This is a genomic window from Nonomuraea sp. KM88 (assembly GCF_052245635.1).
Taxonomy (GTDB): domain Bacteria; phylum Actinomycetota; class Actinomycetes; order Streptosporangiales; family Streptosporangiaceae; genus Nonomuraea.
The window spans coordinates 140,948-163,993 of the sequence record NZ_JBQQCC010000012.1; the positions used below are offsets into that span (position 1 = coordinate 140,948).

17 protein-coding genes are annotated in these 23,046 nt (G+C 71.2%); 6 read left to right on the top strand and 11 right to left on the bottom strand.

All coding sequences use genetic code 11. The features are described from left to right. Positions 1 to 27 precede the first annotated feature (27 nt). From ACTWPV_RS31660 to ACTWPV_RS31675, 4 genes are all read right to left on the bottom strand, one after another. Positions 28 to 1,125, bottom strand: coding sequence for a hypothetical protein (locus tag ACTWPV_RS31660; RefSeq protein ID WP_443154594.1), 1,098 nt, complete (start codon positions 1,123 to 1,125; stop codon positions 28 to 30). Between the two features lie 184 nt (positions 1,126 to 1,309). After that, positions 1,310 to 2,038: a Type 1 glutamine amidotransferase-like domain-containing protein gene (locus tag ACTWPV_RS31665; protein ID WP_443154595.1), complete on the bottom strand. Its 729-nt coding sequence runs from the start codon at positions 2,036 to 2,038 to the stop codon at positions 1,310 to 1,312. 64 nt (positions 2,039 to 2,102) lie between these two features. Next, a complete protein-coding gene (locus ACTWPV_RS31670) occupies positions 2,103 to 2,786 on the bottom strand; it encodes a DNA alkylation repair protein (protein WP_443154596.1) in 684 nt (227 codons plus the stop codon). Positions 2,787 to 2,820: 34 nt separating this feature from the next. Then, positions 2,821 to 3,864: a BtrH N-terminal domain-containing protein gene (locus ACTWPV_RS31675; protein ID WP_347649755.1), complete on the bottom strand. Its 1,044-nt coding sequence runs from the start codon at positions 3,862 to 3,864 to the stop codon at positions 2,821 to 2,823. A gap of 195 nt (positions 3,865 to 4,059) precedes the next feature. On the opposite strand from ACTWPV_RS31675, the gene ACTWPV_RS31680 reads away from it, so the two are divergent. Beyond that, positions 4,060 to 5,280, top strand: a complete 1,221-nt coding sequence (locus tag ACTWPV_RS31680; protein WP_347649754.1) for a family 16 glycosylhydrolase — start codon at positions 4,060 to 4,062, stop codon at positions 5,278 to 5,280. 50 nt (positions 5,281 to 5,330) lie between these two features. Here ACTWPV_RS31680 and ACTWPV_RS31685 read toward each other — a convergent pair whose 3' ends face one another. Beyond that, positions 5,331 to 5,921, bottom strand: a complete 591-nt coding sequence (locus ACTWPV_RS31685; protein WP_347649753.1) for a TetR/AcrR family transcriptional regulator — start codon at positions 5,919 to 5,921, stop codon at positions 5,331 to 5,333. Positions 5,922 to 5,960: 39 nt separating this feature from the next. Between ACTWPV_RS31685 and ACTWPV_RS31690 the strand changes: the two genes are divergently transcribed. Next, positions 5,961 to 6,431 (top strand): hypothetical protein, encoded by a 471-nt coding sequence (locus ACTWPV_RS31690; protein ID WP_347649752.1) that lies wholly within the window; start codon positions 5,961 to 5,963, stop codon positions 6,429 to 6,431. Positions 6,432 to 6,446: 15 nt separating this feature from the next. Here ACTWPV_RS31690 and ACTWPV_RS31695 read toward each other — a convergent pair whose 3' ends face one another. Further along, positions 6,447 to 6,911, bottom strand: coding sequence for a GNAT family N-acetyltransferase (locus ACTWPV_RS31695; RefSeq protein ID WP_443154597.1), 465 nt, complete (start codon positions 6,909 to 6,911; stop codon positions 6,447 to 6,449). A 331-nt stretch (positions 6,912 to 7,242) separates the two neighbouring features. On the opposite strand from ACTWPV_RS31695, the gene ACTWPV_RS31700 reads away from it, so the two are divergent. Continuing rightward, the gene (locus ACTWPV_RS31700) at positions 7,243 to 8,124 is read left to right on the top strand and encodes a helix-turn-helix domain-containing protein (protein ID WP_443154598.1); all 882 of its coding nucleotides are present in this window, start codon (positions 7,243 to 7,245) and stop codon (positions 8,122 to 8,124) included. Here the strand turns inward: ACTWPV_RS31700 and ACTWPV_RS31705 are convergent. The 4 genes from ACTWPV_RS31705 to ACTWPV_RS31720 form a co-directional block, all read right to left on the bottom strand. Next, a complete protein-coding gene (locus ACTWPV_RS31705; protein WP_443154599.1) occupies positions 8,090 to 9,310 on the bottom strand; it encodes an MFS transporter in 1,221 nt (406 codons plus the stop codon). The two genes, ACTWPV_RS31700 and ACTWPV_RS31705, sit on opposite strands and share 35 nt — an antisense overlap. Positions 9,311 to 9,667: 357 nt before the next feature. Further along, positions 9,668 to 11,791: a carbon starvation CstA family protein gene (locus tag ACTWPV_RS31710; RefSeq protein ID WP_347649748.1), complete on the bottom strand. Its 2,124-nt coding sequence runs from the start codon at positions 11,789 to 11,791 to the stop codon at positions 9,668 to 9,670. 26 nt (positions 11,792 to 11,817) lie between these two features. Continuing rightward, a complete protein-coding gene (locus ACTWPV_RS31715; protein WP_443154600.1) occupies positions 11,818 to 12,144 on the bottom strand; it encodes a hypothetical protein in 327 nt (108 codons plus the stop codon). Between the two features lie 137 nt (positions 12,145 to 12,281). Then, positions 12,282 to 16,088, bottom strand: a complete 3,807-nt coding sequence (locus ACTWPV_RS31720) for a S8 family serine peptidase (protein WP_443154601.1) — start codon at positions 16,086 to 16,088, stop codon at positions 12,282 to 12,284. A gap of 163 nt (positions 16,089 to 16,251) precedes the next feature. On the opposite strand from ACTWPV_RS31720, the gene ACTWPV_RS31725 reads away from it, so the two are divergent. Beyond that, a complete protein-coding gene (locus ACTWPV_RS31725) occupies positions 16,252 to 19,173 on the top strand; it encodes a helix-turn-helix transcriptional regulator (protein WP_443154602.1) in 2,922 nt (973 codons plus the stop codon). Between the two features lie 178 nt (positions 19,174 to 19,351). After that, a complete protein-coding gene (locus ACTWPV_RS31730) occupies positions 19,352 to 21,361 on the top strand; it encodes a GxGYxYP domain-containing protein (protein WP_443154603.1) in 2,010 nt (669 codons plus the stop codon). Here the strand turns inward: ACTWPV_RS31730 and ACTWPV_RS31735 are convergent, their stop codons facing one another. Continuing rightward, complete coding sequence (locus tag ACTWPV_RS31735; RefSeq protein WP_443154604.1) at positions 21,362 to 21,964, bottom strand: histidine phosphatase family protein; 603 nt, start codon at positions 21,962 to 21,964, stop codon at positions 21,362 to 21,364. It abuts the gene before it with no gap. A 55-nt stretch (positions 21,965 to 22,019) separates the two neighbouring features. Between ACTWPV_RS31735 and ACTWPV_RS31740 the strand changes: the two genes are divergently transcribed. Next, positions 22,020 to 22,967, top strand: a complete 948-nt coding sequence (locus tag ACTWPV_RS31740; RefSeq protein ID WP_443154605.1) for a DNA polymerase domain-containing protein — start codon at positions 22,020 to 22,022, stop codon at positions 22,965 to 22,967. The last annotated feature ends 79 nt before the right edge of the window (positions 22,968 to 23,046 follow it).

A 23,046-nucleotide genomic window follows, 5' to 3' on the forward strand; every position in this document is an offset into this window, starting at 1 on the left:
GACCGGTCATGGCTCAGCGCGAAGCCGTTACGGAAGGCCCATGCCCACGCGGATCCGCTGGACCGCCGCCCGGCAGCTGCCAGCGGAGATGCTCAGTTCGCGCCGCGCCGCCGCGAGCTCCAGGTAAGGTCCTGCCGCGGGCTGGGCCGGATCCTGTCCGGCCATGAGGTCGAAGCAGTTGTCCTTGAACGCGTCGCTGACGGTCATGCCGAGGAAGGCCAGCGTCGACAGTTCGGTCACGAGGGTCCTGAGGGGCAGGTCGTCCGGGTTGAGCACGGGCGGTTGCTCCGATGCGAGCACTGCCAGCTCCTTCAGCGAGGAACGCAGGTCGCCGAGCGGAGCGTCCGGTTCGAGGGGACGGCTCAGCTGGTGCAGCCGGTCGAGGAGGGCGCCGCACTCGGGGGTGGCCGGCAGGCGGCCGATCTGCGCGCGAGTGCCGGTGAGCGCCTCGTGGAGTTCTTCCCTGACGAGCCGGTCGGTCAGGTCGGGAAGGCGCAGGGCGTACTCGAACTCCATGTTTATCTCCACGAGCCGTCTGGCCACGCGGATGAGCTCGCGGGGCAGCCCGCCGGACAGCACGAGCCCGAGCCAGACGAAGGGCTCGGTGAAGCCGGGTACGCGGCGCTGCAGGAGGAGCCGGCACAGCTCGAAGGACATCGGCTCCAGGGAGATCTTCTCGTCGAAGGCGTTCTCGAGGTGGGAGCGCCCGGTGATGGTCTGGCGGGCGAACGACGCGCCGAGTTCGTCGGCGACGGCGACGAGGAAATAGCAGTGCACCGATCCGAAGATGGCCTTGATCTCGCTGAGGAAGCGGGTGGCCTCCTCCACCGATCCGATCCGGTCCACCTCGTCGATGCAGATGAGCACCTTGCGCCCGCGCGCGTGCTCGACCTCGGTGACGTCCTCCAGGAACCGGCGCAGGTGGCCGGCCAGCTCCGGCATGCCCCAGGGCATCGACTTCAGCGCGATGCTGCGCTGGAATCCGGTCTGCAGGGCCGGCAGGCTGCCGCTGGCCTGCGTGGTCGCCGTCTGCTCCGCCTGCAGCCGCTGGTAGTGGCGCCTGGCCTCCATGACCAGCTTCGGCTCCGAGGTCCAGGACAGCTTCCGCCAGTGCCGTTTGGGCACGGCCGCGACGATCAGGAAGATCAGGCTCCCCGGGCGGAGCGGTCTGGGCCCGTCTCGGCACCGCCGCGCTCAAGCCGCTCGCGACGGTGGACGCGGAGGCGTTGTGCGCTCAGATCGGCCTTTCCTCGCTGAAGCGGCCGAAGATTCCCGTTCCGCTCATCGATTGAACGGGTGCCGCCGGCGCTCAGGGAACCCAGCAGCGGGCGGGAAGGGCCTTCTCCCTGGTCCCGCCCGCGCCGTCAGGCTCGACGAACCATGCGTTCCGGTCGGGGAGCACGCTCACGACCTCGTGCAGCCCGGTGCCCACGTAGTGGAGGGCGACGCCGTCCTCGGTGGCGTACCCGGCCGGCAGCGTCCCGCTCGCCACGGACTCGCGGAACCGCGCCCGCCGGGGCTGGTCACCCAAGTCGTCATGGACACCGTTGCTGAACGGGAGGAAGTTCAGGCCGTCATCGAGGGCGTCGAGGTCGTCGCCGAAGGAGTCGGTTATACCGCCCGCGTGCCAGCACAGGCTGCCCGCGCTCTGGCCGGCCAGCACGACACCCTTCTCCCAGCACTCTCGCAAGATCTCATCGAGGCGGTGCGCACGCCAGACCGCCAGCAGATTCACCACGCTGCCCCCCGACACGAAGATCACATCCTGGGCCAGGAGATGCGCCCGCACGTCGGTCACGTTCGGCTGCGTGAACAACTGGAGGGAGGACAGCTCCGCGTCACCGAACGACGCGGCCCGCGCGCTCCAGCCGTCGATGAACTCCCGCGAGTCACCCACCGCCGTCGCGAGGAGGCACATCCGCGGTCGGCGCGCACCGGCCAGCTGCCTCGCCTGCCATATCTGCACGCCGACGTGCCGGAACCCCTCGGGAGGGGACAGCACCCCGGAACAGGCCAGGATCTGCGGCTCTCTGATCATGAGAACGTATTATGCGCCGGGACGGGGCGCGCGGGCGATGGTCCGGGGCACCCGGAGGCCGCGCTCAGCCGCGGCCGGATCCCTGCCCGGCCCGGCGCGTCATCTCGTTGATCCAGATGGGCGCGAACGGAGACGTGCAGCCCGGGGAGGTCGGGTAGTCCTTGAGCACCTCCAGGCGCTCGCCGATGCCGATGGCGCGGGCTCGGAGGCCGGCGTGCTCGATCCCGATCTGGGCCAGGCAGGTGTTCATCGCCCACTGCAGGCGGTCCGGGGCGTCCTTCATCTCCGCCTCGATGGCGTCGAGCAGTCCTGGGAGGTCGAGGCCTTCGGGCTGCTTCGCCACCCGATCGGCGGTCAGCGCCCAGCCCGCGCTCGCGACCGCCGGATCCGGGTCGGCGAACCAGGCCAGGCGCAGCTCCTCGGCGTGCGGGCTCTTCTTCACCACGTAGTTGACGAGCCAGTCGTGCACCTTGGGCGTGCGCGCCTGCCGCATCATGACGTCCAGCTCCCCACGCTCGAACGCCTTCGGGCGGCAGATCAGGAGCGCCAGCAGTCGCGCCGCGGTGTCACCCGTCTCCCAGAGCCGGCGCGCCAGCTCCTGCTGCGTCTTCAGCCGCTTCGCGAGCGCGCGCAGCCTGCTGAGGTTGACGCCGTGGTCGTCACCGTGTCTCTCGTTGACCGCGCGTGCCTTGGGGTCCTCCAGCCCGGCCAGTTCGGCCAGCACCTCGGCCACCGTCGTCTCGGCCACCTCAGCCTCCTGTCCCTCACGTGCGCGATCGAGCCTACGACGGAAGCCGGCTTCCTGTCGTGCGCGCCCGTGCTCGTACGGCCTCCCCGCCGGGCCGCAACCGGCGCAGCGCCTGCATGGCGTCCTTCTCGATGCGTGACAGATCGTGCAGGAGGGCGCCGGCTTGCTGGAGGTGCCCGGCGTCGCCGCTCTCCCCGGCCTTCGCGACGAGGGCGGACACGTCGGTCCACAGGCCGGCGGCCTCGGCGTACAGCCGGTGCCCCGCGCGGAGGTCGTCGTCGTCGATCAGCCGGGTGCACTCGTCGAGGAAGTCGCGGTAGAGGGCCCGGAACAGGGCGCCGCCGGTGCCGCCCCTCTCCATGAGCAGGGCGGCCTGCGACAGATCCTGCCGAGGATCGCCGGCCCGCCCCAGCCAGCCGGGCACCTTCCGGCCGGCCTTCTCGATGCCGCGGTGGCCCAGGTTCGCGATGGGGGCGGCGAGGAAGGCGTCGGCGCAGTCTCTGATGGCGGGGATGATCTGCTCCTGCCAGGCGAGCGGGTGAGCCGGCAGGGTGATGGTGAAGGACCGGTTCCTGGCGGTCATCGGGCCGCGTTCGGCGCGCGCCCTGGCGAGGCCGGCCCGGCTGGTGCGCACCGCTCCTCCCTGCTGGTCGGTGTCCACCAGGTGGGCGTCGTGCTCGTCGTAGCCGTACATGGCGACGATGTGACCGCCGAAATGCACCTTGGACTGGAAATAGTGCAGATGGTACGAGTCGAGCTGGAGGCCCACGGGCCGGCCGGCGTCGATGGGGGCGGCCACGTTCTCCCACGCCTTGCGCGGCGAGGCGGTCTCCTTGACCAGCAACGTCAGCCCCAGCCTGGCGGCCAGGTTCCTGGTGAGGTCGAAAGGCCTGACGCGGCCCGCGAGAAAGGGGAAGGCCATGCTCTTGCTGTCCCAGTAGAGGAACGACAGGCCCGAGCCCAACCCGAACAGCATGGGCTCGGACAGGTCGAGCCCCTCATGCCGCAACAGCACCCCCAGCGCGGTCGTCTCGCAGTGGTGCATGCCGCGGGCCTCGACGCCCTTCACAATGGCCATGTGTCGCTCTCCTCATGCGGGCGCGGCGTACGGCCGCACCCTCCCGCCGGGATCCAGCATGAGGCCTCCCACGGGGGGAGAGTCCAGCCGGGGCGGCACGCGGCAATAATAAGTAAAGCTTCTTGTTGACAAAGGAGAGGTGCTGATATTACATCCTGTTGATCGGGGGGCGAAGACCACTCAGCGGAGGTCTCCATGCGCAAACCCCGGCTCCTCCTCGCGGCCACGGCCCTGCTCGCCGCCCTGACCGGCGGCCTGGTCACCGGCGCCCACCCGGCCGAGGCCGACATCGGCCCGGTCACCTGGTCCGACGAGTTCAACGCCGCCGCCGGGACGTCCGTCGACGGCTCCAAGTGGAAGTTCGACATCGGCGGCGGGGGCTGGGGCAACAACGAGCTGCAGTACTACACCGACTCGACCCGCAACGTCTCTCACGACGGGCAGGGCCACCTGGCCATCACCGCCCGCCGGGAGAACCCGTCCAATTTGCAGTGCCACTACGGCACCTGCCAGTACACCTCCGGCCGGATCCTGACCGCCGAGAAGTTCACCCAGACGTACGGCCGCTTCGAGGCCAGCATCAAGATTCCCCGGGGCCAGGGCATCTGGCCGGCGTTCTGGATGCTCGGCGGGCGCAACTGGCCGGGCGACGGCGAGATCGACATCATGGAGAACATCGGCAGCGTCCCGAACACCGTGCACGGCACCGTCCACGGCCCCGGCTACTCCGGCGGCAGCGGGATCGGCGGCAGCCGCACGATCGGCGGGCCGCTCGGCGACGCCTTCCACCGGTACGCGGTCGAGTGGTCACCCAACCTCATCGTCTGGTATCTGGACGGTTCGGAATACTTCCGCATCACCCCTGCCGACCTCCGCGGCAACCGGTGGGTGTTCGACCACCCGTTCTTCATGATCATGAACGTGGCGGTCGGCGGCAACTGGCCAGGCCCGCCCAACGCCGGCACCACGTTCCCGCAGACGATGCTGATCGACTACGTTCGCGTCTCCGCGTGGACCGACGGCGGGTCGGGATCCGGCGCCGCGCTCAGGTCCAGCCTGAACGGCCGCTGCATCGACATCCCCCGCGCCGAGCCCGTGGACGCCGCCCCGCTGCAGATGTACGACTGCAACGGCACGGTCGCCCAGCAGTGGTCCGTCAACGGTGACGGCACGGTCCGCGCGATGGGCAAGTGCATGGACGCCGCGGCGGCCGGCACCGCCAACGGCACGCCGATCCAGCTCTACACGTGCAACGGCACCGGAGCCCAGCGCTTCACGCTCAGCCCGGCTGGCGACCTCGTCAACATCGCGGCCAACCGGTGCGTGGACGTCGTGGACCGCAACACCGCCAACGGCGCGCGGCTGCAGCTGTGGGACTGCACCGGGGCGTCGAACCAGAAGTGGACCCGCTCCTGAGCGATGTTCCCGCAGGACAGGGCTCTCCGTCCTTCTGGGCGGAGAGCAGGTCAAGTCTTGAGTGAGTCGATGTGCGTCGAGAGGACGTCGGTCGCCCAGCTCGTGTCCGCCGTGGGCGGCTCGTAGACCAGGTGGCCGGCGAGTCCGTCGATGACCGCGTGCAGTCGTAGGGCTTCCAGCCGCAGGTCACGCCCCGGCGCCAGGTCGACGCCGTTGTCGAGCTGGGCGATCATCCAGCGGCAGGTCTCGCGGAGGGCCTCGTGCGCCTCCGCGCGGGGGCCTCTGAGGCTCTCTTCGGCGGTGGCGGCGCTGAACAGCGCCATGTTGACCTCCATTTCCGCGCGCCGCTCGTCGTCGAGCGGCAGCAGCTCGCGCGCCACGGCCTCGACGGCCTGCCTGATGGTGGGTTGTGGCGGGATCGCGGTGATCCGGGCGCGGACGCGATTGACCACGAGCTGCATGGCGAAGACCAGCAGTTCGCTCTGCGTCCTGAAGACGTGACGCAGCGATCCGGCGGAGAGTCCCGCCTCGGCGGCGACCATGCGCACGGAGACGTGGCCTACGCCGTGCCGCATGATTACTCGCCAGGCTGCTTCGGCGAGCTCTTCGCGGCGCTGTTCATGATCGATCAGCCTGGGCATACGATCCATGTTAGCGCAGTCGTGCTACCATCTCGACTTATGGTAGTACGGCTGTACCAAGAAAAGAGTGTTCCCACCGCTCTCCGCCTCCTCGTCCCCTACATGCTCGTCCTGGTCGTCCTCTATATCGCCCTACCGGTGCAGATGGCCGTCGACCGCGACTTCACCAGCGCGTCGATCATGCGCAACAACCCCACTCTCGACCCCGCCGATCTCGACTTCGCCGTCAACGCGGCCATTGTCTACGCGATCGTCCTGCATGCCCTGGACGCCGTCCTCGTCGTCTGGTTCGTCCTCAAGGCGCTCAAGGGGCGTCACTGGGCCCGCATCGCCCTCACCGTCTACCTGGTCATCGCCACCCTCGCCAGCTACATCTCCGCCGCCGCCGGTTCGGAGTACTGGTGGGCCGTCATCTCCGGCAACGTCATCCATCTCGCCATGATCGCCGCCCTCTGGCTGCCGGCCTCCGCCCGCGCGTTCTTCGCCGCGCATCGCCGGCACTCCGGATGAGCACGGTGACCGCCGCTACAGGTCCAGCGCCCCCACCGTCTCGCCGTCGCTCTCCTCGCCCGTGGGATGGAAGCCGAGCTTGCGGTAGAAGTTCTCGGGGCCGTCGTCACCGGGGTGCCAGGTGACGTACATCCGCGTGCAGCCGCGGCGCCTGAGGTGGCCGGCCACGGCTTCGACGGCGAAGCGGCCGACCCCGCGCGCCTGCGCGTCGGCCGCCACGTTGAGCCGCCACAGGCCCGACCGGAAGTCGACCCCCTTGCCGTTCCAGTCGATGTCGAGGAAGGCCATGAGGAATCCCACGGGACGATCTCCGTCGAGGATCAGCCGGGGCCAGGCGACCTGCTGGTGGACGTACGCCTCCGCCAGCGACTTCGCCACGGGCGCGACGAGCCGTTCCTGGTCGGGACGGACCCGCACGGCGAGGGCCGCATCGATGTTGGCGGGGGTGACCGGCACCAGCCGGAGGGAGTCTGCGGTCATGGGAGAAACCATAGGTCAGAGTCGCTCGACCGGCCGCTGCGGACGCGGAGGCTCTTCCCCGCTACGCGCCGGCCGCGATGAGCACGGCGAGGCCGTCTTCGAGACGGGGCTCCGTGACCGGCTGCGCCTCCTGATGCGCTCCTCGTGAAGGTCCGGGGCGCTCCAGGGCGAAACGCTGAGGAAACGCGCGCCGCCCTACACATGACTCGGGGCGTGGCGGAGGCGTTCGCAGCCCGGTAGGGCGTGCCTCCTGAGCGGACCCGCGAGGGATCACGGTGGGAGCCGTCGAGGTGTCGGGTCGTGCCGTGAACGCTGCGTGCGGAGGACACGAGTGCGCGGGAGCGAAACGGCGTTCATCGGCGGGCATGTCGTCGATCTCGGCGTGGCCGTGCTCGAGGTGAGGAGATACCGTCCGGTACGCCTACGGCGTGAGGCCGGCTGGAGGAGGGCGGAGGGCGAGGACGCGATCCAGCTCGTCCTGCCCGTGCGCGGCACGGTGAGCGCGACGTGGGCCGGGCGTCAGGACACCGTGACCGCCGGCGGTCTCTACGCGCACGACCTCGCCCGGCTCGACGAGATGGTTCTGCGGCCCGACGGGCACGGCGGCCTCGAGGTGGCCGTGGTCATCATCCCGAAGCCGGTGCTGCCGCTTCGGGCACCGGCCGTGGACGCGGTGCTCGGGCATGGCGTCCCCGCTGACAGCGGGGTGTACGAGCTGTTGAAGAAGTTCATCCAGGCCCTGTCCGACGAGAAGCTGTCGCTCAGCCCGGCCGACGGGCAGCGGCTGGGGATGGTGCTGGTGGACCTTGTGTCCGTGTGCTTCTCCAGCCTGCTCGAATGCGGAGCCGGCGGGCGGGAGAGCTACCGGCGGCAGGACCTCGTCCGGCGGATACGCGCCCACATCCAGCGCCACCTGGGCGACCACCAGCTGTCACCGAGCTCCATTGCGGAGGCCTACCACATCTCGGTGAGCTACCTGCACCGGTTGTTCCAGGAGCAGGGCGACACGGTCTGCGGCTGGATCCGCGACCAGCGGCTGAGGTGTACCCGTCGCGACCTCGCCGACGCGGCCCTCGCCGACGTGCCGATCCGCCAGATCGCCGCCAGGTGGGGCTTCGGCGCGCCGGCGGACTTCAGCCGTACGTTCCGGAAGGTCTATGGCGAGTCGCCGCGGGAGTTCAGGTCCCGGACGGCCCGGACGGCACTGCACTAGCTACTGCGGACGTGTAGGCGGCGCCGCAGCACACCGCGGCGGCGAGAGCGCCGATCCCGCACAGTCCCACCGTGGCCGAGGCGGTGACGCCGAGTTCGGTGACCCATCCCGCCAGGAGGAATCCGCCGCCCTGGCCGGCGGCGATGCCGGCGATCGCGACTCCCATGGCGCGTCCGCGGTAGGCCGGCGCGGCCCGCTGGACGAACATCGCGTTGAGCGGCGTGCTGAACGAGCATCCAATGCCGCAGCAGAACAGCAGGGCGAGCACCACGGGTGCGGGCGGGTGCGCGAGCATGGGGAGCAGGGCGAGCCCGGAGAGCACGGCGAGCGGCACCGTGACGCGGTCGCGAACGGGCGGGCGCGTCCACCGGGTGAGGACGGTCGCCCCGGTCGCGTAGCCGAGGGCGATGGTGGCCATGAGCACCCCGGCGAGTGGCGGGCCGCCGCCCAGTTCGCGGGCGAGGGGATAGGCGATCGCCTCGGTGCCGAAGGCGAAGGCCGGCACCAGCCAGACCAGGAGAAGGCACTGCCGCAGCCAGGGGTCGGCGAACACGTGGCGCACCCCTGCCGCCGCGTCCTTGAGGGGTGACCAGCGGGCGCCCTCGCTCTCGGGCACGGGCCGGGGCCTGATGCCCCGCCAGATGAGCGCCGCGGAGAGCGCGAATGTCGCGGCGTTCACGAGCAGCGCGCCCGCGGGCGTGACGAGCAGGACGACGGCGCCTCCGATCGCGAACCCGGCCACCTGGCTGATCTGGTAGGTGAGGTTGGTCAGGCCGTTGCCGGCGATGTAGGCCTCGCCGCTGAGCACGTCCGGCATCAACGCGGCGCGAGCGCTCATGAACGGCGGGGTGAACAGGTGCGCGAGATAGAGCAGGGCGATCGCGGCGCCGATCGGCATGCCCGGCAGCGCCAGCGCCGCGACCAGTATCGCCCTGGCCAGGTCGCAGGCGATGAGCAGGCCGCGGCGCGGAAACCTGTCGGCGAGCGAACCCAGCACGGGGCCGAGCGCGGACGGCAGGAACGCCGCGGAGAACGCGACCGCGGTGGCTGCCGGCGAGCCGGTCCTGTCGAACACCAGTATGGCCACGGCGACGGACGAGAGCTGGTCGCCCACGTAGGAGAGCGCATAGGCCGGGTAGAGGTAGCGAAACTCGCGCACCGTGAAAAGGCCGGCGAAGGTGGCCATCACCCGGTCCGCGCGCTCGCGGCCGCGACGGTCCCGAGGACCGCCGGCTTTCTCGTTGTCGGCATTGCTTCACCATGCCGGGCGGCCGTCGCCGGGGGGAACGGCATGGAGTGCACAGTTCGTACGCCAGGCGTGCACACCGCCCGCGACGGTTGCGTGCGTGGTGGACAGCACCCGGGGACGGGACCCCGAGTGCTGCCGTCTCACCTGTTCCTAGCTCCAGCCGTTCGTGCGCATGACATCTCTCCCCTCGTCGTGAAGCGCTCGGTTCAAGCGTTCAGGAGATTCGCGCCGTTGTCGTTGGCCGGGAGTCGCCAGGTTGTTGGCGAGGCATGAACGGGCGGAGCAGCGGCCCGGTCAGCCGTCGGGTGACGATTTCGCCATCATCGCGCGTTCCTCCCGGGTGGCGATGAGACCGGCCGGTGCGAGGATCTTGGACTCCTCGTACGGCGCCTCAGCGGTCGGCAGCGTCTCCCCGCTCCTGATCACCCGGATCCACACCCGTAGCGCGTCCAGGATCACGACGACGATGAGGATCGCGAACAGCGCGGCCAGGATGCCGTCGACGGTGGAGTTGAGCACGATCTGCTCCATCTCGCCCCGCGTCTTGGCGGGTGCGAGCAACTGCCCCTGGTCCAGAGCGGTCTGGTAGCGGTCGCGCTGGGAGAAGAAGCCGAGCGTCGGATCGGGCGAGAACACCTTCTGCCAGCTGGCCGTGAGCGTGACGGCGGCGTCCCAGGCCAGCGGGATCGCCGTCACCCAGGCCCACTTCAGCCGCCCGCTCTTGATCAGCAGGGTGGTGGCCACGGTGAGCGCCACGGCGGCGAGCAACTGGTTGGCGATGCCGAACAGCGGGAAGAGTTGGTTGATCCCGCCGAGCGGGTCGTTGACGCCCTGGTAGAGGAAGTAGCCCCAGGCGGCAACGACGACGGCGCTGGTGACGATGAGTCCTGGCCACCAGCTGACCCGGGAGATCGGCTTCCACACGTTGCCGATGGTGTCCTGGAGCATGAACCGTCCCACCCGGGTGCCGGCGTCCACGGTGGTGAGGATGAACAGCGCCTCGAACATGATCGCGAAGTGGTACCAGAACGCCTGCCAGCCGGCGCCGCCGAGGAAGCCCGAGAAGATCTGCGAGATGCCGACGGCGAGGGTGGGCGCGCCGCCCGTCCGGGCGATCAGCGTCTCCTCCTGTACGGCGTCCGCCGCCGCCGACAGTTGCTCGGGCGTGATGACGAAGCCGAGGTTCGTCACGGCCTGGGCGGCGCTCTCGACGGTGGCCCCGACGACACCGGCGGGGGAGTTCATGGCGAAGTAGAGGCCGGGGGTCAGCACGCAGGCGGCCGTGATGGCCATGACGGCCACGAACGACTCCATGAGCATGGAGCCGTAGCCGATCATCCGGACCTGCGTCTCCTTCTGGATCATCTTGGGTGTCGTGCCGGACGAGATCAGCGCGTGGAATCCCGACAGGGCCCCGCAGGCGATGATGATGAACACGAACGGGAACAACGACCCGGCGAAGACCGGTCCTTCGCCGTTGAACGCGAAGTCGGTGAAGGCGGGGGTCTTCAGCGTCGGCATCGTGACGGCGATGCCGATCGCGATGAGCGCGATGGTCCCGATCTTCATGAACGTCGACAGGTAGTCGCGCGGCGCGAGCAACATCCAGACGGGCAGCACGGCGGCGACGAACCCGTACGCGATGAGCCAGAGGGACAGGGCCGAAGGGCTCAGCGTGAAGAACGGCGCCCAGCTCGAGTCCTGCACCCAGCCGCCGGCGACGATCGCCAGCAGCAGCAGCACGACGCCGATCACGGTGGTCTCGACGACCTTGCCCGGCCGGATCACCCGCAGGTAGAACCCCATGAACAGGGCGATCGGGATGGTCATCGCGATGGAGAAGACACCCCACGGCGACTGCGCCAGGGCGTTGACCACGACCAGCGCCAGCACCGCCAGCAGGATGATCATGATGGCGAAGACGGCGACGAGCGCGGCGGCCCCGCCGACCGGCCCGATCTCGTCGCGGGCCATCTGCCCGAGGCTGCGCCCGTTGCGCCGCATGGAGAAGAAGAGGATCACCATGTCCTGTACGGCCCCGGCGAAGATGACGCCGGCGACGATCCAGATGGTGCCGGGCAGGAAACCCATCTGCGCGGCCAGTACGGGCCCGACCAGCGGCCCGGCGCCGGCGATGGCGGCGAAGTGGTGGCCGAAGAGGATGCGCCGGTCGGTCGGGTGGTAGTCGATGCCGTTGTCGAGACGCTCGGCCGGGGTGGCGCGCCGGTCGTCGGCGCCCAGCACCCTGCGCACGATGAAGCGGGCGTAGAAGCGGTAGGCGATGGCGTACGAGCCGAGCGCGGCGGCCAGCAGCCAGACCGCGTTGACGTTCTCGCCTCTGGACAGGGCCAGCACGGCCCATCCCGCGGCACCGACGAGGGCGACCGCCGTCCAGATGATGATGGAACGCAGTTTCACCCGTTACCTCCCATCCAAGGAGCCATCTAGCGAGCCATAAAGGGGCGCCCCAGGCAGCAGCGCAGTCCGGCGTCCGGCGGCAGATCGGAGGTGAACCGCCGCCAGCGCCACAGCGGACGGCAGTCGATCGTGACGGGGAGGCCGGTGAGATGCACCCAGGCGGTCGGATGCGCGTACACCAGGTCGGTTCCGAGCGGGCGTGCGCGCCGGGGCAGTCGCGGGCGGCGTAGCGGCCGGACGGAGAACTCGCCCGCGTCTGCGCAGCAGAGCCCGGTCACGTGCCAGTCGAAGAACAGCACTTCTTCGTCGCCCAGCGCTTCACGTGCGGCAGGAGTCAACGTGATTCGGGACATCTGGCGCTCCTGATAACAGGTAGCTCAGAATTTATGTCGGCTTTACCCGCTTTGCCGGACCTTGAAACGCTTATGGCAAGTCAGTGGAGGAGCAGCGCCCCCTGACCCGGCGGGTCAGGGGGCGCACCGTCAACGGGTCATGATTTCTTCCACGGCTCGAAATAGGCCACCGTGGTGAAATCGACCTCCGTTCCTGAGAGCAGGTCCCCGGACGTCGTGCTCGATCCGGTCACGAAGATCCGCACCCCGGAGTCGCCGGTCGCGTCCACGGCGAGCGCATGCGCCTTGTCCGCAGCGCCGGCCGGGCCGCCGTACTCGCCGGTCCAGACGGGCTCACCGGTCGCGGCGTCGTAGGCGATCGTCACGTAGTCGAACTTCTGAAGGAACTCGTCGGGCCTGGCCACCTCGTTCCAGCCCTGCCCCGTGATGACGATCTTGCTGCCGTCCGGTGTCACGGCGACGTCCCAGGAGAGGTCCTGCTCGTTCGCCCTGCCGTTGTGGCGCTGCACCCACACCCGCTCGCCCGTCCTGGGACGGTAGGCGATCGTGGTGAAGTCGTCCCTCGTCCCCTCACCCTCGGTGTTGCCGGTGACATACAGCGTGCCGTCAGGCCCCGAAGTGATGTCGCGCGGGGTGTCGCCGCCGTGCGCGGGTCCGTCGTAACGGTCCGACCAGAGCTCCTTTCCCGTGGCGGTGTCGTACGCGATCGTGGTCATGTCGGTCTTCGTCTCCCCGGCACTGGTTCCGATGACGAAGAACGACGCGCCGTCCGCGGCGACGGACATGCCGCCAGGAATGTCCCAGCCGTTCGCCGGGCCGTCGTGCCGGGCTGTCCAGAGCTGCTCGCCGGTGGCGGCGTCGTAGGCCACGGTTCCCCAGTCGGACCATCCTGTGCCGGGCGCGCCCTGGCTCTGGCCGGTGACCAGGAGCTTGGAGCCGTCAGGAGTCGTCTTGACCACCCGCGCGGAGTCGGTGCCGTCGCCGGGCCCGTTGTACTGCGCGACCCACTTCTGCTCGCCGCTGCCCGCGTCGTACGCGACCGTGACGTAGTCGTCCTTGCCGCCCACGCCCAGCGAGGTCATGCCGGTGACGTAGACGTGCGTCCCGTCGGGGCCGACCGTCAGGGCGTCGGCGCGGTCGGAGGCGTTCGCCGTGCCGTTGTGCCGCGCGACCCAGAGCTCCTCGCCCGTGGCCGTGTCGTACGCGATCGTGACGGCGTCGTTGCCGGTGTCCTGGCCGGCGCTGATGCCGGTGACGAAGAGCCGGGCGCCGTCGGGGCTCACCTCGATCCCCGCCGGCTCGTCGAAGGTGCCGGCCGGTCCCGCGTACGCCGTGCTCCACAGCTCGGCGCCGGTGGCGGCGTCGTGGGCGACGGTCGAGATGCGCGCGCTGCGCACGCCGGGCTGCGAGCCGTAGCTCGCGCCGGACACGTAGACCCTCTCGCCCTCGGGGTCGAGGGCGATGTGCCCGGCGGTGTCCTCCCCGCCCGCGACCCCGTGGGCGGCCGCCCACGCCTCGGCCACCGGCCGTACGACGACGGGCACGCGTACGGTGTGCCGGCGGTTCTTCCAGGTGAGCTGCCCGCCCACGTAGGCGTTCATGGGGGCGGTGGTCCTCTTGAGGGTCACCGTGAACGACTTGGTCTGCCCCGGCCGCAGGGTGAGCCGGCGCGGTTCGACCGTGACGTCGACACCTTCGAGCCCGGTCGTGGAGGCGGTGTAGGTGGCGGTGCGGCGGTCGACGTTGGTGACCTCGCGGGTCACCGTACGCGTGCCGGGCAGCCGGCCGACCGCGATGGACGGGACGTTCAGGTCGCCGGCCTCGAACGAGTGGCCCTTCCTGGCCAGGTGCTCGCAGGTCCGCTCCTCGACCCCGCTGGTCGAGCCGCACAGGAAGGCCAGCCAGTCCCTGATGTCGCTGTCGTAGACCAGTCCGGGGTCGGCGGCGCTGTTCGGCACGACGTGGCCGGCGCCCTGGCCGAAGATCACCGACGGGTCGTGGCCGGGCCCGTCGAGCACGTCGGAGCCGCTGGTCATCAGCGCCGACTTGACGGCCATCGGCGACCAGCGCGGGTGCAGGTCCTTCAGCAGCGCGGCGAGCCCGGCGACGTGCGGCGCCGACATCGACGTGCCGCTCGCGACGTTGAACGCGGACCCGTTGGCGCCCGGCGGCGCGTACGCGGCCAGGATGTCCTGCCCGGGTGCGGTCAGGTCGGGCTTGAGCAGGTCGCCGCCCGCGGCGGTCAGCGGCCCTCGGGAGGAGAACGCGGCCACGTAAGGGGCGAGCGCGTCATCGACGATCTCCGCCTGCTCGATCGTGGCCGTCGCGCCGTCCGCGGCGGCGTGGTCCTTGACCGCCTGCCTGTCCTTCTGCGCGACGTGCAGAGTCGGCACGGCGTGCAGGTCGGCGTTGAGCGAGTTGTCGTCGGTGTTGGCCAGGATCATGCCGACCCCGCCCGCCTCGGCGACGGCGACGCTCTTGTTGGCGCGCGGCGTCTCCCCGCGGTCACAGACGACGATCTTGCCCTTGACCTTGGCCGGGTCGAGCACGGCCTGGCCGCCGTTGTCCCTGGCGGCGTGGCACTGCGCCAGCCGGGTCGCGTCCGCGCCCGGCAGCCCCGCGGCGGTGGAGTCGACGAGAGGCGCGGGCCCCGCCTTGACCGCCGCCAGCGAGGCGCCGCTCAGCGTGGTGCCGTCGCCGAGCGTGGCCGAACCCCGCGTGCCGCGGTCGTGCGTGCCCGCCGCGACCGTGGTCACCCAGGGGGACGGGTGCGCGACGGTGCTCGCGGCCGGGCCGCTGTTGCCGGCCGAGGCCGCCACGAACACGCCCGCCTCGGCCGCCGACAGGAACGCCACCTCAGCCGGGTCGAGCAGGTCCGAGCTCGTGCCGGAGACCGAGTAGTTGATGACGTCCACGCCGTCCGCCACCGCCTGGTCGATGGCGGCGACCAGGTCGGAGTAGAAGCCGTTGGCCGTGGAGGCGTCCTCCGTCGACCAGAGCGCCTTGTAGGCGGCGACCCTGGCGCGCGGCGCGATGCCGCTGATCGAGCCGAACACCGCGGCCGGCCCCGTCACCTCGACGCCGTGGTTGCCCGCCGCGGTCGAGGCGGTGTGCGTGCCGTGGCCGTTGTAGTCGCGCGGCGACAGGTATTCCCACGGCATCGCCTGCTTGACGCCCTCGTCGCCGCCCCAGCCGGCGTTGAAGTGCCGCGCCGCGACGAGCTTGCCGTTGCACAGGGGGGCGGTCCACGACTCGTCAGGGCTGCTCCGCGGGCATGTGCCGTGGAAGCCGGGCACCTTGCCGTACGGCTTCCCGCCAGGCCCTGGGTCGGCGAAGCTCTGGCTGTCGGCCCAGATGCCGCTGTCGATCACGCCGATGACCAGGCCGTCGCCCGCGCCCTTGCCCCGCCGGCCGCCCGTGGGGCCGCCGAGCTCGTCCCACAGCCCACCGCGCTTGTCGAGGCCGAGGAACGACGGCGTCGACGACGTCGCCACCGGCACCTTCCTGTCCTCGGTCACGGCCACGACGTCGGGCAGCGCGCGTAACCCGGCGGCCTGCGCCTCGGTCAGCCGGGCCGCGAAGCCGCCGTAGGAGTAGACGTAGTCGTAGACCTTCGGGCCGCCGCCCACCTTCTTCAACGCGGCGTCGTGCCTGCCGCGCAGGTGGTCGGCGTACCTCGTCACGTCGCTGGAGCCGGGGTCGATCTTCTCGCCCTGCTCGGGCTTGGTCTCGGCCAGCCCCGCGACGTCCCCTTCGTACGTCGCCACGGGGTCGGGGGTCATCTGCACGATGTAGGTCTTCTGCTCTGCCGAGCCGGCCGCCGCGGCGGCCTGGCCCGGCGCGGTCACTCCGGCCAGTGCCAGCCCTGTGAGCGCCATGGCCGCCGCCAGCCGGCGTCCGAACGTGGTGAATCCAGGAGATCCAGGAGATGTGGACAGGTCCATCGTCGCCCCTCAGTGCGTCGCCGCCGATCCGGCGGACGGTCGAGACGCTAGTGACGGGCGAGGAGGGGGACATCCGTAGCGCATACGGATTTTTGACCATCACTGGATCCGGTAGCCTGTTGAAGCTGATATATCGCCATCGGGGCAGGTGGGAGGGTGAGGCATGCCCTCCGGCCAGGCCCGCGTCGCCCCCTCAGGCTCCCTGTCCGACGTCCTCGTCGGGCGCCGGGCCGAGCTCGCCCTGCTCCGTACGGTCATCGCCGCCCCGCCGTCCCTCGCCCTGGTCGAGGGCGAGGCGGGGATCGGCAAGAGCCGGCTCGTCGGAGAGCTGCTCGCCGCGCCGGAAGCGCCCGGAGCGCCGGCACAGGGATCGCCCCGGAAATCGGCCCGGAAATCGGCCCGGGTTCGCACGCTGGTGGGACAGTGCGAGCAGCTCCAGGAGCCGCTGCCGCTGTCGCCGCTGCTCGACGCCTTCCGCCTGGCCGGCGACGAGCTCGCCGCGTCCCGCCCGGCCAACCCGGTGATCGGGGCGCTGGCGCCGCTCCTGCCCGAGATCGCCCAGCACCTGCCGCCGCCGCTGCCCGCCCTGCCCGACCAGCGGGCGGAGCGGCACCGGGTGTTCCGCGCCGCCGTCGCGCTGCTCGATCACCTCAGCCCGCTGGTGCTCGTCCTGGAGGACGTGCACTGGGCCGACAGCGGCACGCACGACTTCCTCGCCTTCCTGGCGGCCCACCAGCCGCGCGAGCTGTCGGTGATCCTCACGATCCGCACCGAGACGGGCCCGCTGCCCATCCGCGAGGCCCTGGCCAGAGCGCCGTCAGGGCCGGCGCGGGCGATCGGCCTCACGCCGCTGAGCCCGCCCGAGGTGGAGGAGCTGGCGGGCGGCATCCTGAAGACCGATCTGCCGCGTACGTTCGCCACGGCGCTCCACGAGACGACCGGCGGCATCCCGTTCGTCGTGGAGGAGGTGCTCCGCACGCTGCTGGAGCGGCTGCCCGCGAGCGAGATCCCCGGACGCCCGGACGTGCTGGCCGGCCTCGCGGTCCCGACCGTGCTGCGCGACGTGGTGGTGCGCCGCCTGACCTCGCTCGACGAGCCGGCGCGGGGGATCCTGGGAGCCGCCGCCGTCATCGGCGTGACGCCCGACGACCGGGTGCTCGCGGAGGTCACCGGCCGCGACGCGGAGGAGGTCGCCAAGGCCCTGGCGACGGCGCAGGCGGCCGGGCTGCTGCACGAGGAGGACGGCCGCTGCCGGTTCAGGCACGCGCTGGCCCGGCAGATCGTGTACGAGTCGGTGCCCGTCTCCGGCCGGCGCTGGTTGCATCTCAGGACCGCGCAGGCCCTGGAACGAGGGCCGGGCCCGAGGCCCGTGGCCCGGCTCGCCCATCACTACCGGCTCGCGGGGCGCACGGCGGACTTCGTCGGCAACGCCGAGGCCGCCGCCGACACGGCGCTCGCCCACGGCAACGACGCCACGGCGGCGAGGTTCCTGCTGCAGGCGCTGGAGACCGGCGAGCTGTCCAGCGGCGTGCGCGTGCGGCTGGCCGTCAAGCTGGGCCGGGCCGCGGTCGACGGGCTGGCGCACGCGGAGGCCGTACCCATTCTCGAACGCCTGCTGGCGACCGAGCCGCTCCCCGCCCACCTGCGCGGAGAGTTACGCTTCGCGCTCGGCCGCCTGCTGCGCCAGCAGGGTGAGGCGCGGGCGGGATACCTGCAGATCGAGGGCGCGGTGGAGGACCTCGGCGACCGGCCCGCCCTTCTGGGACGGGCGCTCGCCGTGCTCGCCGCGCCCGAGACCGTCCCCGACCGGCACGTTGACGAGCACGCCGCCCGCTGCGACCAGGCGGAGCGGGCGGCCCGCCGCAGCGGCGACCGCGACGTGGACATCGCCGTACGCATCGCGCGGGCCTCGCTCCTGCTCGAACAGGGCGACCCGGACAGCTGGCGGCTGATCGACGACCTGCTGCGCGACGACCGGCTCCGCGCCGTGCCCAGGGAGCACGCCCGCGCCTGCCTCAACTGGGCGCAGGGCGCGCTGCACATCGGGCGGCTCGACCGCGCCGAGGCTCTGCTCGCCGAGGGCCGCCGGGTGGCCGACCAGGCCGAGTACCTGCGCGTGGCGGAGGTCGTCGAGCTGGTCGCCGCCGCCGTGGACCGGGCCGCGGGGCGCTGGGACGGGCTTGAGCCCCGCGCCCGCCGGCTGGCGGGCCCGTCGGCCACGTTCGCGGCGGCGTTCCTGGACTCGCGGCTGCTGCACGGCACGCTGCTGGCGGCCATGGGGCCGGTCGAGAACGCCGGGGCGTGCCTGGGCGAGGTGATCGCCGTCGCCGAGAGGGTGGGCGCGGTCTGGCCGCTCATCCCGGCGCGGATGGCGCTGTCGCGGCTCCTGCTCACTTTGGACGATCCTGCGGCCGCCGCCGAGCAGGCCACCGCCGGGCTCGCTTTGGTCCGCTCCAAAGGCAACTGGGTGTGGGGCGCCGAGACCGTGCTGTGCCTGGTGGATGCCATGGACGCGCTCGGCGAGGCCGGCGAGGCGGCCGGGCTGGTGGCGGAGCTGGCCGCCGGCATCGAGGGCGCCGGCGCGCCGGCCGCGCAGGCCGCGCTGCTGACGGCGCGGGCCGTCATGGCCTGCTCGCGGGGCGACGAACCCGAGGCCGACCGGCTGCTGGACGCGGCGCGTACCACGCTGGGGGAGGCCGGGCTGCGCTACGACGAGGCGCAGGCCGCCGAGCGGCTGGGCCGCCTGCGCGGCGCCGCGGGCGGCGACTGCCTGGAGAGCGCGCTGCGCCTGTACGGGTCGATGGGCGCGGACCGGGACATCGCGCGGGTGTGCCGCGCCATGCGGCAGAACGGCGTGCCCATCCCCTACCCGTGGCGGGGCGGGCGGCCCTCGCACGGGCGCGCGCTGTCGGCGCGGGAACGCGAGGTGGCGCTGCTCGCCGCCGCGGGCAAGACGAACCAGGAGATCGCCACGGAGCTGTTCCTGTCGCGGCGGACCGTGGAGAGCCACATCTCCAGCGTGCTGCGCAAGCTGAACCTGCCGTCGCGGAAGGAGCTGCGCGGGCTCGCCCTGCCGGCGGGGTGAGCTTGCGCGGGAGCGGTCGAGTTCGTGCGGGAGCCCACGGTGCGCCCGTGGTTCCGGGGGCTGCTGGGGGAATTGCGCGGTTTACGCCATGGACATCCTTACGTCAGGTTGTTACGTTCTCTGGCAGATGACAACGATGTCATTCCTGGTCCCCCCCTCGCAGGAGCAGAGATCGCGCATGGTGTCACGACGTAACTTCTTGCTGGCCAACACCGCGGTCCTCGCGGCCGGCGGGCTCGGAGTCAGCCTCTCCACCCCCGCCGCCGCCACGACCGCAGCCACCCGGCCCCTCCTCCCCAACTTCGGTCGCCCCACCCGGCTCGACCACGCCGACGTGAGTGCCCTCCACGGGAATGACCAGCTGCTCCTGACCACCCTCCAAGGAGTGGTCAACCGCCGCAGCCCTCGCCTCTACTTCAACTACAACAAGGAGAACTTCGACGTCCCCTGGCTGGACAGCACGGGCGCCCGCGTCACCCGCCACGACAACGCCCTCGACCTGGTCGCCCGCTACGGCCGCGAGGCCCGCGGCGCCATCCTGCACGACCCCGACGTCCCCGACTCGGTGAACGTCGCCACCACCCTCGCCGGCCTGGAGGGCGCCGTGGCCGCCACGGCCGAGCAGGCCGCCGAGCACGGCTTCAGGACCATCACCGACCTGCGCGGGAAGTTCGACCCCGACGACATCCTGGACACCTACCGCTGGCAGCTCGACAACCTCTTCCCGCGCTGCACCCACGCCCTGCTCAGCGGCCTGCCGCCGACCAGGACCGTGAGCGTCGACAACGTCCAGTGGCGCGAGGTCGCCCGCGAGACCGAGCGCATCCGCGACACCTCCAACCGCGAGGTGCGCACCTTCGACTTAAGCCAGGAACTGTCCGGCGAGGACGGCGTCTACCTGCGCTTCCAGGACTCGTTCGGCGACGACGGCTGGGGCGCCTCGGTCGGCGCGGTCACCGTCAAGGCCGACGGCAAGGAGATCGCCTCCTTCACCTGCGGCACGGACGCCGAGACGCCGTACCTCTTCGACGGCCTCAACTCCGCGATCGGCGACAAGTCCAACCGCTTCTCCGACGGCGGCGGCTACTTCGTCTACCGCTTCACCGCGCCCGAAGGCGCCCAGCAGCTCACGGTCGACGTGGACCTGTGGAACCAGTACCTGGTGACCGCCACCACCACCGCGCCGACCAGGGTCGAGCCCTTCCCCTATTTCCGCGACTACACGGTCGCCATGCGCGCCATGGTCTTCTGGCTGCCGCCCAGCGGCCAGACCGGCGAGCTGCTCGACGAGATCCTCGGCAAGGTCAAGCCGACCACGCCGTACGCCGGATGGTTCTCCAACGACGTGGCGGGCGAGTGGGGCGGCGTCGACCGGGCCTCGCAACACGCCGTCGAGGTCATCCCCGCCGACTACTACATGAACGCCACCGTCCACGCCGGCGTGCGCGCCAAGGTCTCGGACCGGGTGCCGCCGAGGCCGGGGGCCACCCTGCGCAACCGCGTCTACGTCACGCTCACCGTCGGCGAGGGCGACAACATCCAGTACTGCCAGCGCCGGATGCGGCAGATCTGGGACGACGACAAGCGCGGCGAAGTGCCCACGAACTGGACCGTCAGCCCTCTGCTGGCCGAGATCGGCCCCGCGATCCTCGCCTACTTCCAGCGCACGGCCACGCCCAACGACCTGCTCATCGCCGGGCCGTCGGGCGCCGGCTACACCTATCCCGGGTCGTGGCCGAAGGAGGCGCTGGACGCGTACACGGAGCTCTCAGGACGATTCATGCGCAGGACCGGCATGGACCTCGTCTACGCCTACAACCACCGCAACGAGGAGGACGACGGCTGGGTGGCCTTCGACGAGCGCATCGTGCGGTCGTACAGGAAGAACACCGGGCTGCGCGGCATCATCCAGTCGTGGGAGACCGGCGACCTGCAGATCAACCCCGCGGGCCTGCCCGTGATCGGCAACTTCATGCCGCAGGGCAGGGCCCAGGAATACCGCGACACGCTGGTGAAGCACATCGAGGGGTGGGACGGGAGCAAGCCGCTGTTCATCGCCGGCGCCGTCAACGCCTGGAACTGGTCGCCGAGCGACATCGCCGAGCTCGGCACGCTGCTCGACGACCCCTTTGAGATCGTCCGCGGCGACGTGTTCTTCAAGCTGCTGGGCGATCACCTCGGACGATGATCACAGGCGGAGCTCGGGTGGGAAGCCGGTCCACCTGAGCTCCGCCGGCAGGTGGGCCATGTCGTTGAAGAAGAGCACGGACGGCGGTCGGCCGGGCGTGTAACGGATGACGGTCAGGGCGGCGTTGCAGTGGTTGACGCCCAGCCAGCGCCAGTCCGGGGCGTCCATGGCGGCGCGTACGAGCCAGCCGATCAGGAAGTTGTGCGTGACCACCAGCTCGTGCCGGGGCTGCGCGGCCGGTCCCGTGAACAGCTCCATGGCCTCGCGGGCGAGCGCCGGGCCGTCGCGGCGCTCGTCCTCGGGGAACTGGCCGACGAATCCCAGGAGGCGGTCGGCGTACTCCTCCGGCAGGTCCTCCCTGACCGGGACGTACGGGAGATAGTCGCCGGCGGCCCGCGACTCGCGCAGCGGGACGCCGGGGAGCCGCTCGCCGACGAGCCGGGCGGTCTCGGCCGCCCGGGGGAGCGGGCCGTGGTGCACGGCGGCGAGCGGCACGTCGCCGAGCCGGTCGCCGAGCAGCGCGGCCTGGCGGCGGCCGGCGTCCGTCAGCTCTCCTTCGGGTGTGGCCTCGCCGTGGCGGGTGAGATACAGGTAGCGGGTCATCGGCGGGGTTCACTCCCATGTCGGTTGTGCGGGGGTCTGTGGCATCGTAGGGCGGGTGGCCGCCGACGAGACCCGTGACGGGGTCGCCCTGACCAATCTCGACCAGCCGCTGTTCGACGGCGCCGGCGCCACCAAGCGCGACCTGGTCGACTACCTCGACGCCGTCGCCGGCCGCATCATCCCCGTCCTGCGCGACCGGGCGCTCTCCGTGATGCGCGTCCGCCCGGGGCAGCAGCCGTTCATGCAGAAGAACCTGCCGAAATACGCCCCCGAGTGGATCAGGTCCGTCTCCTTCTGGGCCGAGGCGTCCCGCAGGCAGGTGACGTACGCGCTCTGCGACGACAGGAGAACGCTCCTGTGGTTCGCCAACCAGCGGGCCGTGGAATATCACCCGGCGCTGTTCGTCGGCAACCGGCCCACGCATCTCATCCTCGACCTCGACCCGCCCGAGCACGAGGACTCCTTCTCACTGGCCGTACGCGGCGCGCTCCTCGTCCGCCAGGCCCTCCGCGACGCCGGGCTGTCGGGGGCGGTGAAGACGAGCGGGGCGAAGGGCGTGCACGTGTTCGTGCCCGTGGCCGAGGGCACGGCGGTGGACGACCTCGCGGCGGCAACCCGCGCGCTGGCCGCCCGTGCCGAGCGGCTCGATCCGGCGCTGGCGACCACGGCGTTCATCCGGGAGGACCGCGAGGGCAAGGTCTTCCTCGACTCCACCCGCGCGGGCGGCGCGACGGTCGCCGCCGCCTACAGCCCGCGCATCCGTCCCGGCGTGCCCGTCTCCTTCCCGGTGGCGTGGGACGAGCTCGACCGCGTGGCGCCCGCCGACTTCACCGTGCACACGGCGGCCGCGCGGCTCGAGGAGGCCGACCCGTGGGCCGAGCTCATGCCCGAGCCGCAACCGCTGCCCGCCGACCTGGTCGAGGAGGGGCACACCATCCCGGTAGCCCGCGTCCAGGCCATGCACGAGGGCAAACGCCGTGCCCGCGCCCGTCGCGCAGAGTGAACGCGTTGCTCGAACATGTCATGATTTTGCCGCTGGAGAAGGCCTTGTCTGCCTCGTAGCTGGGGATTTACGTTCCGAT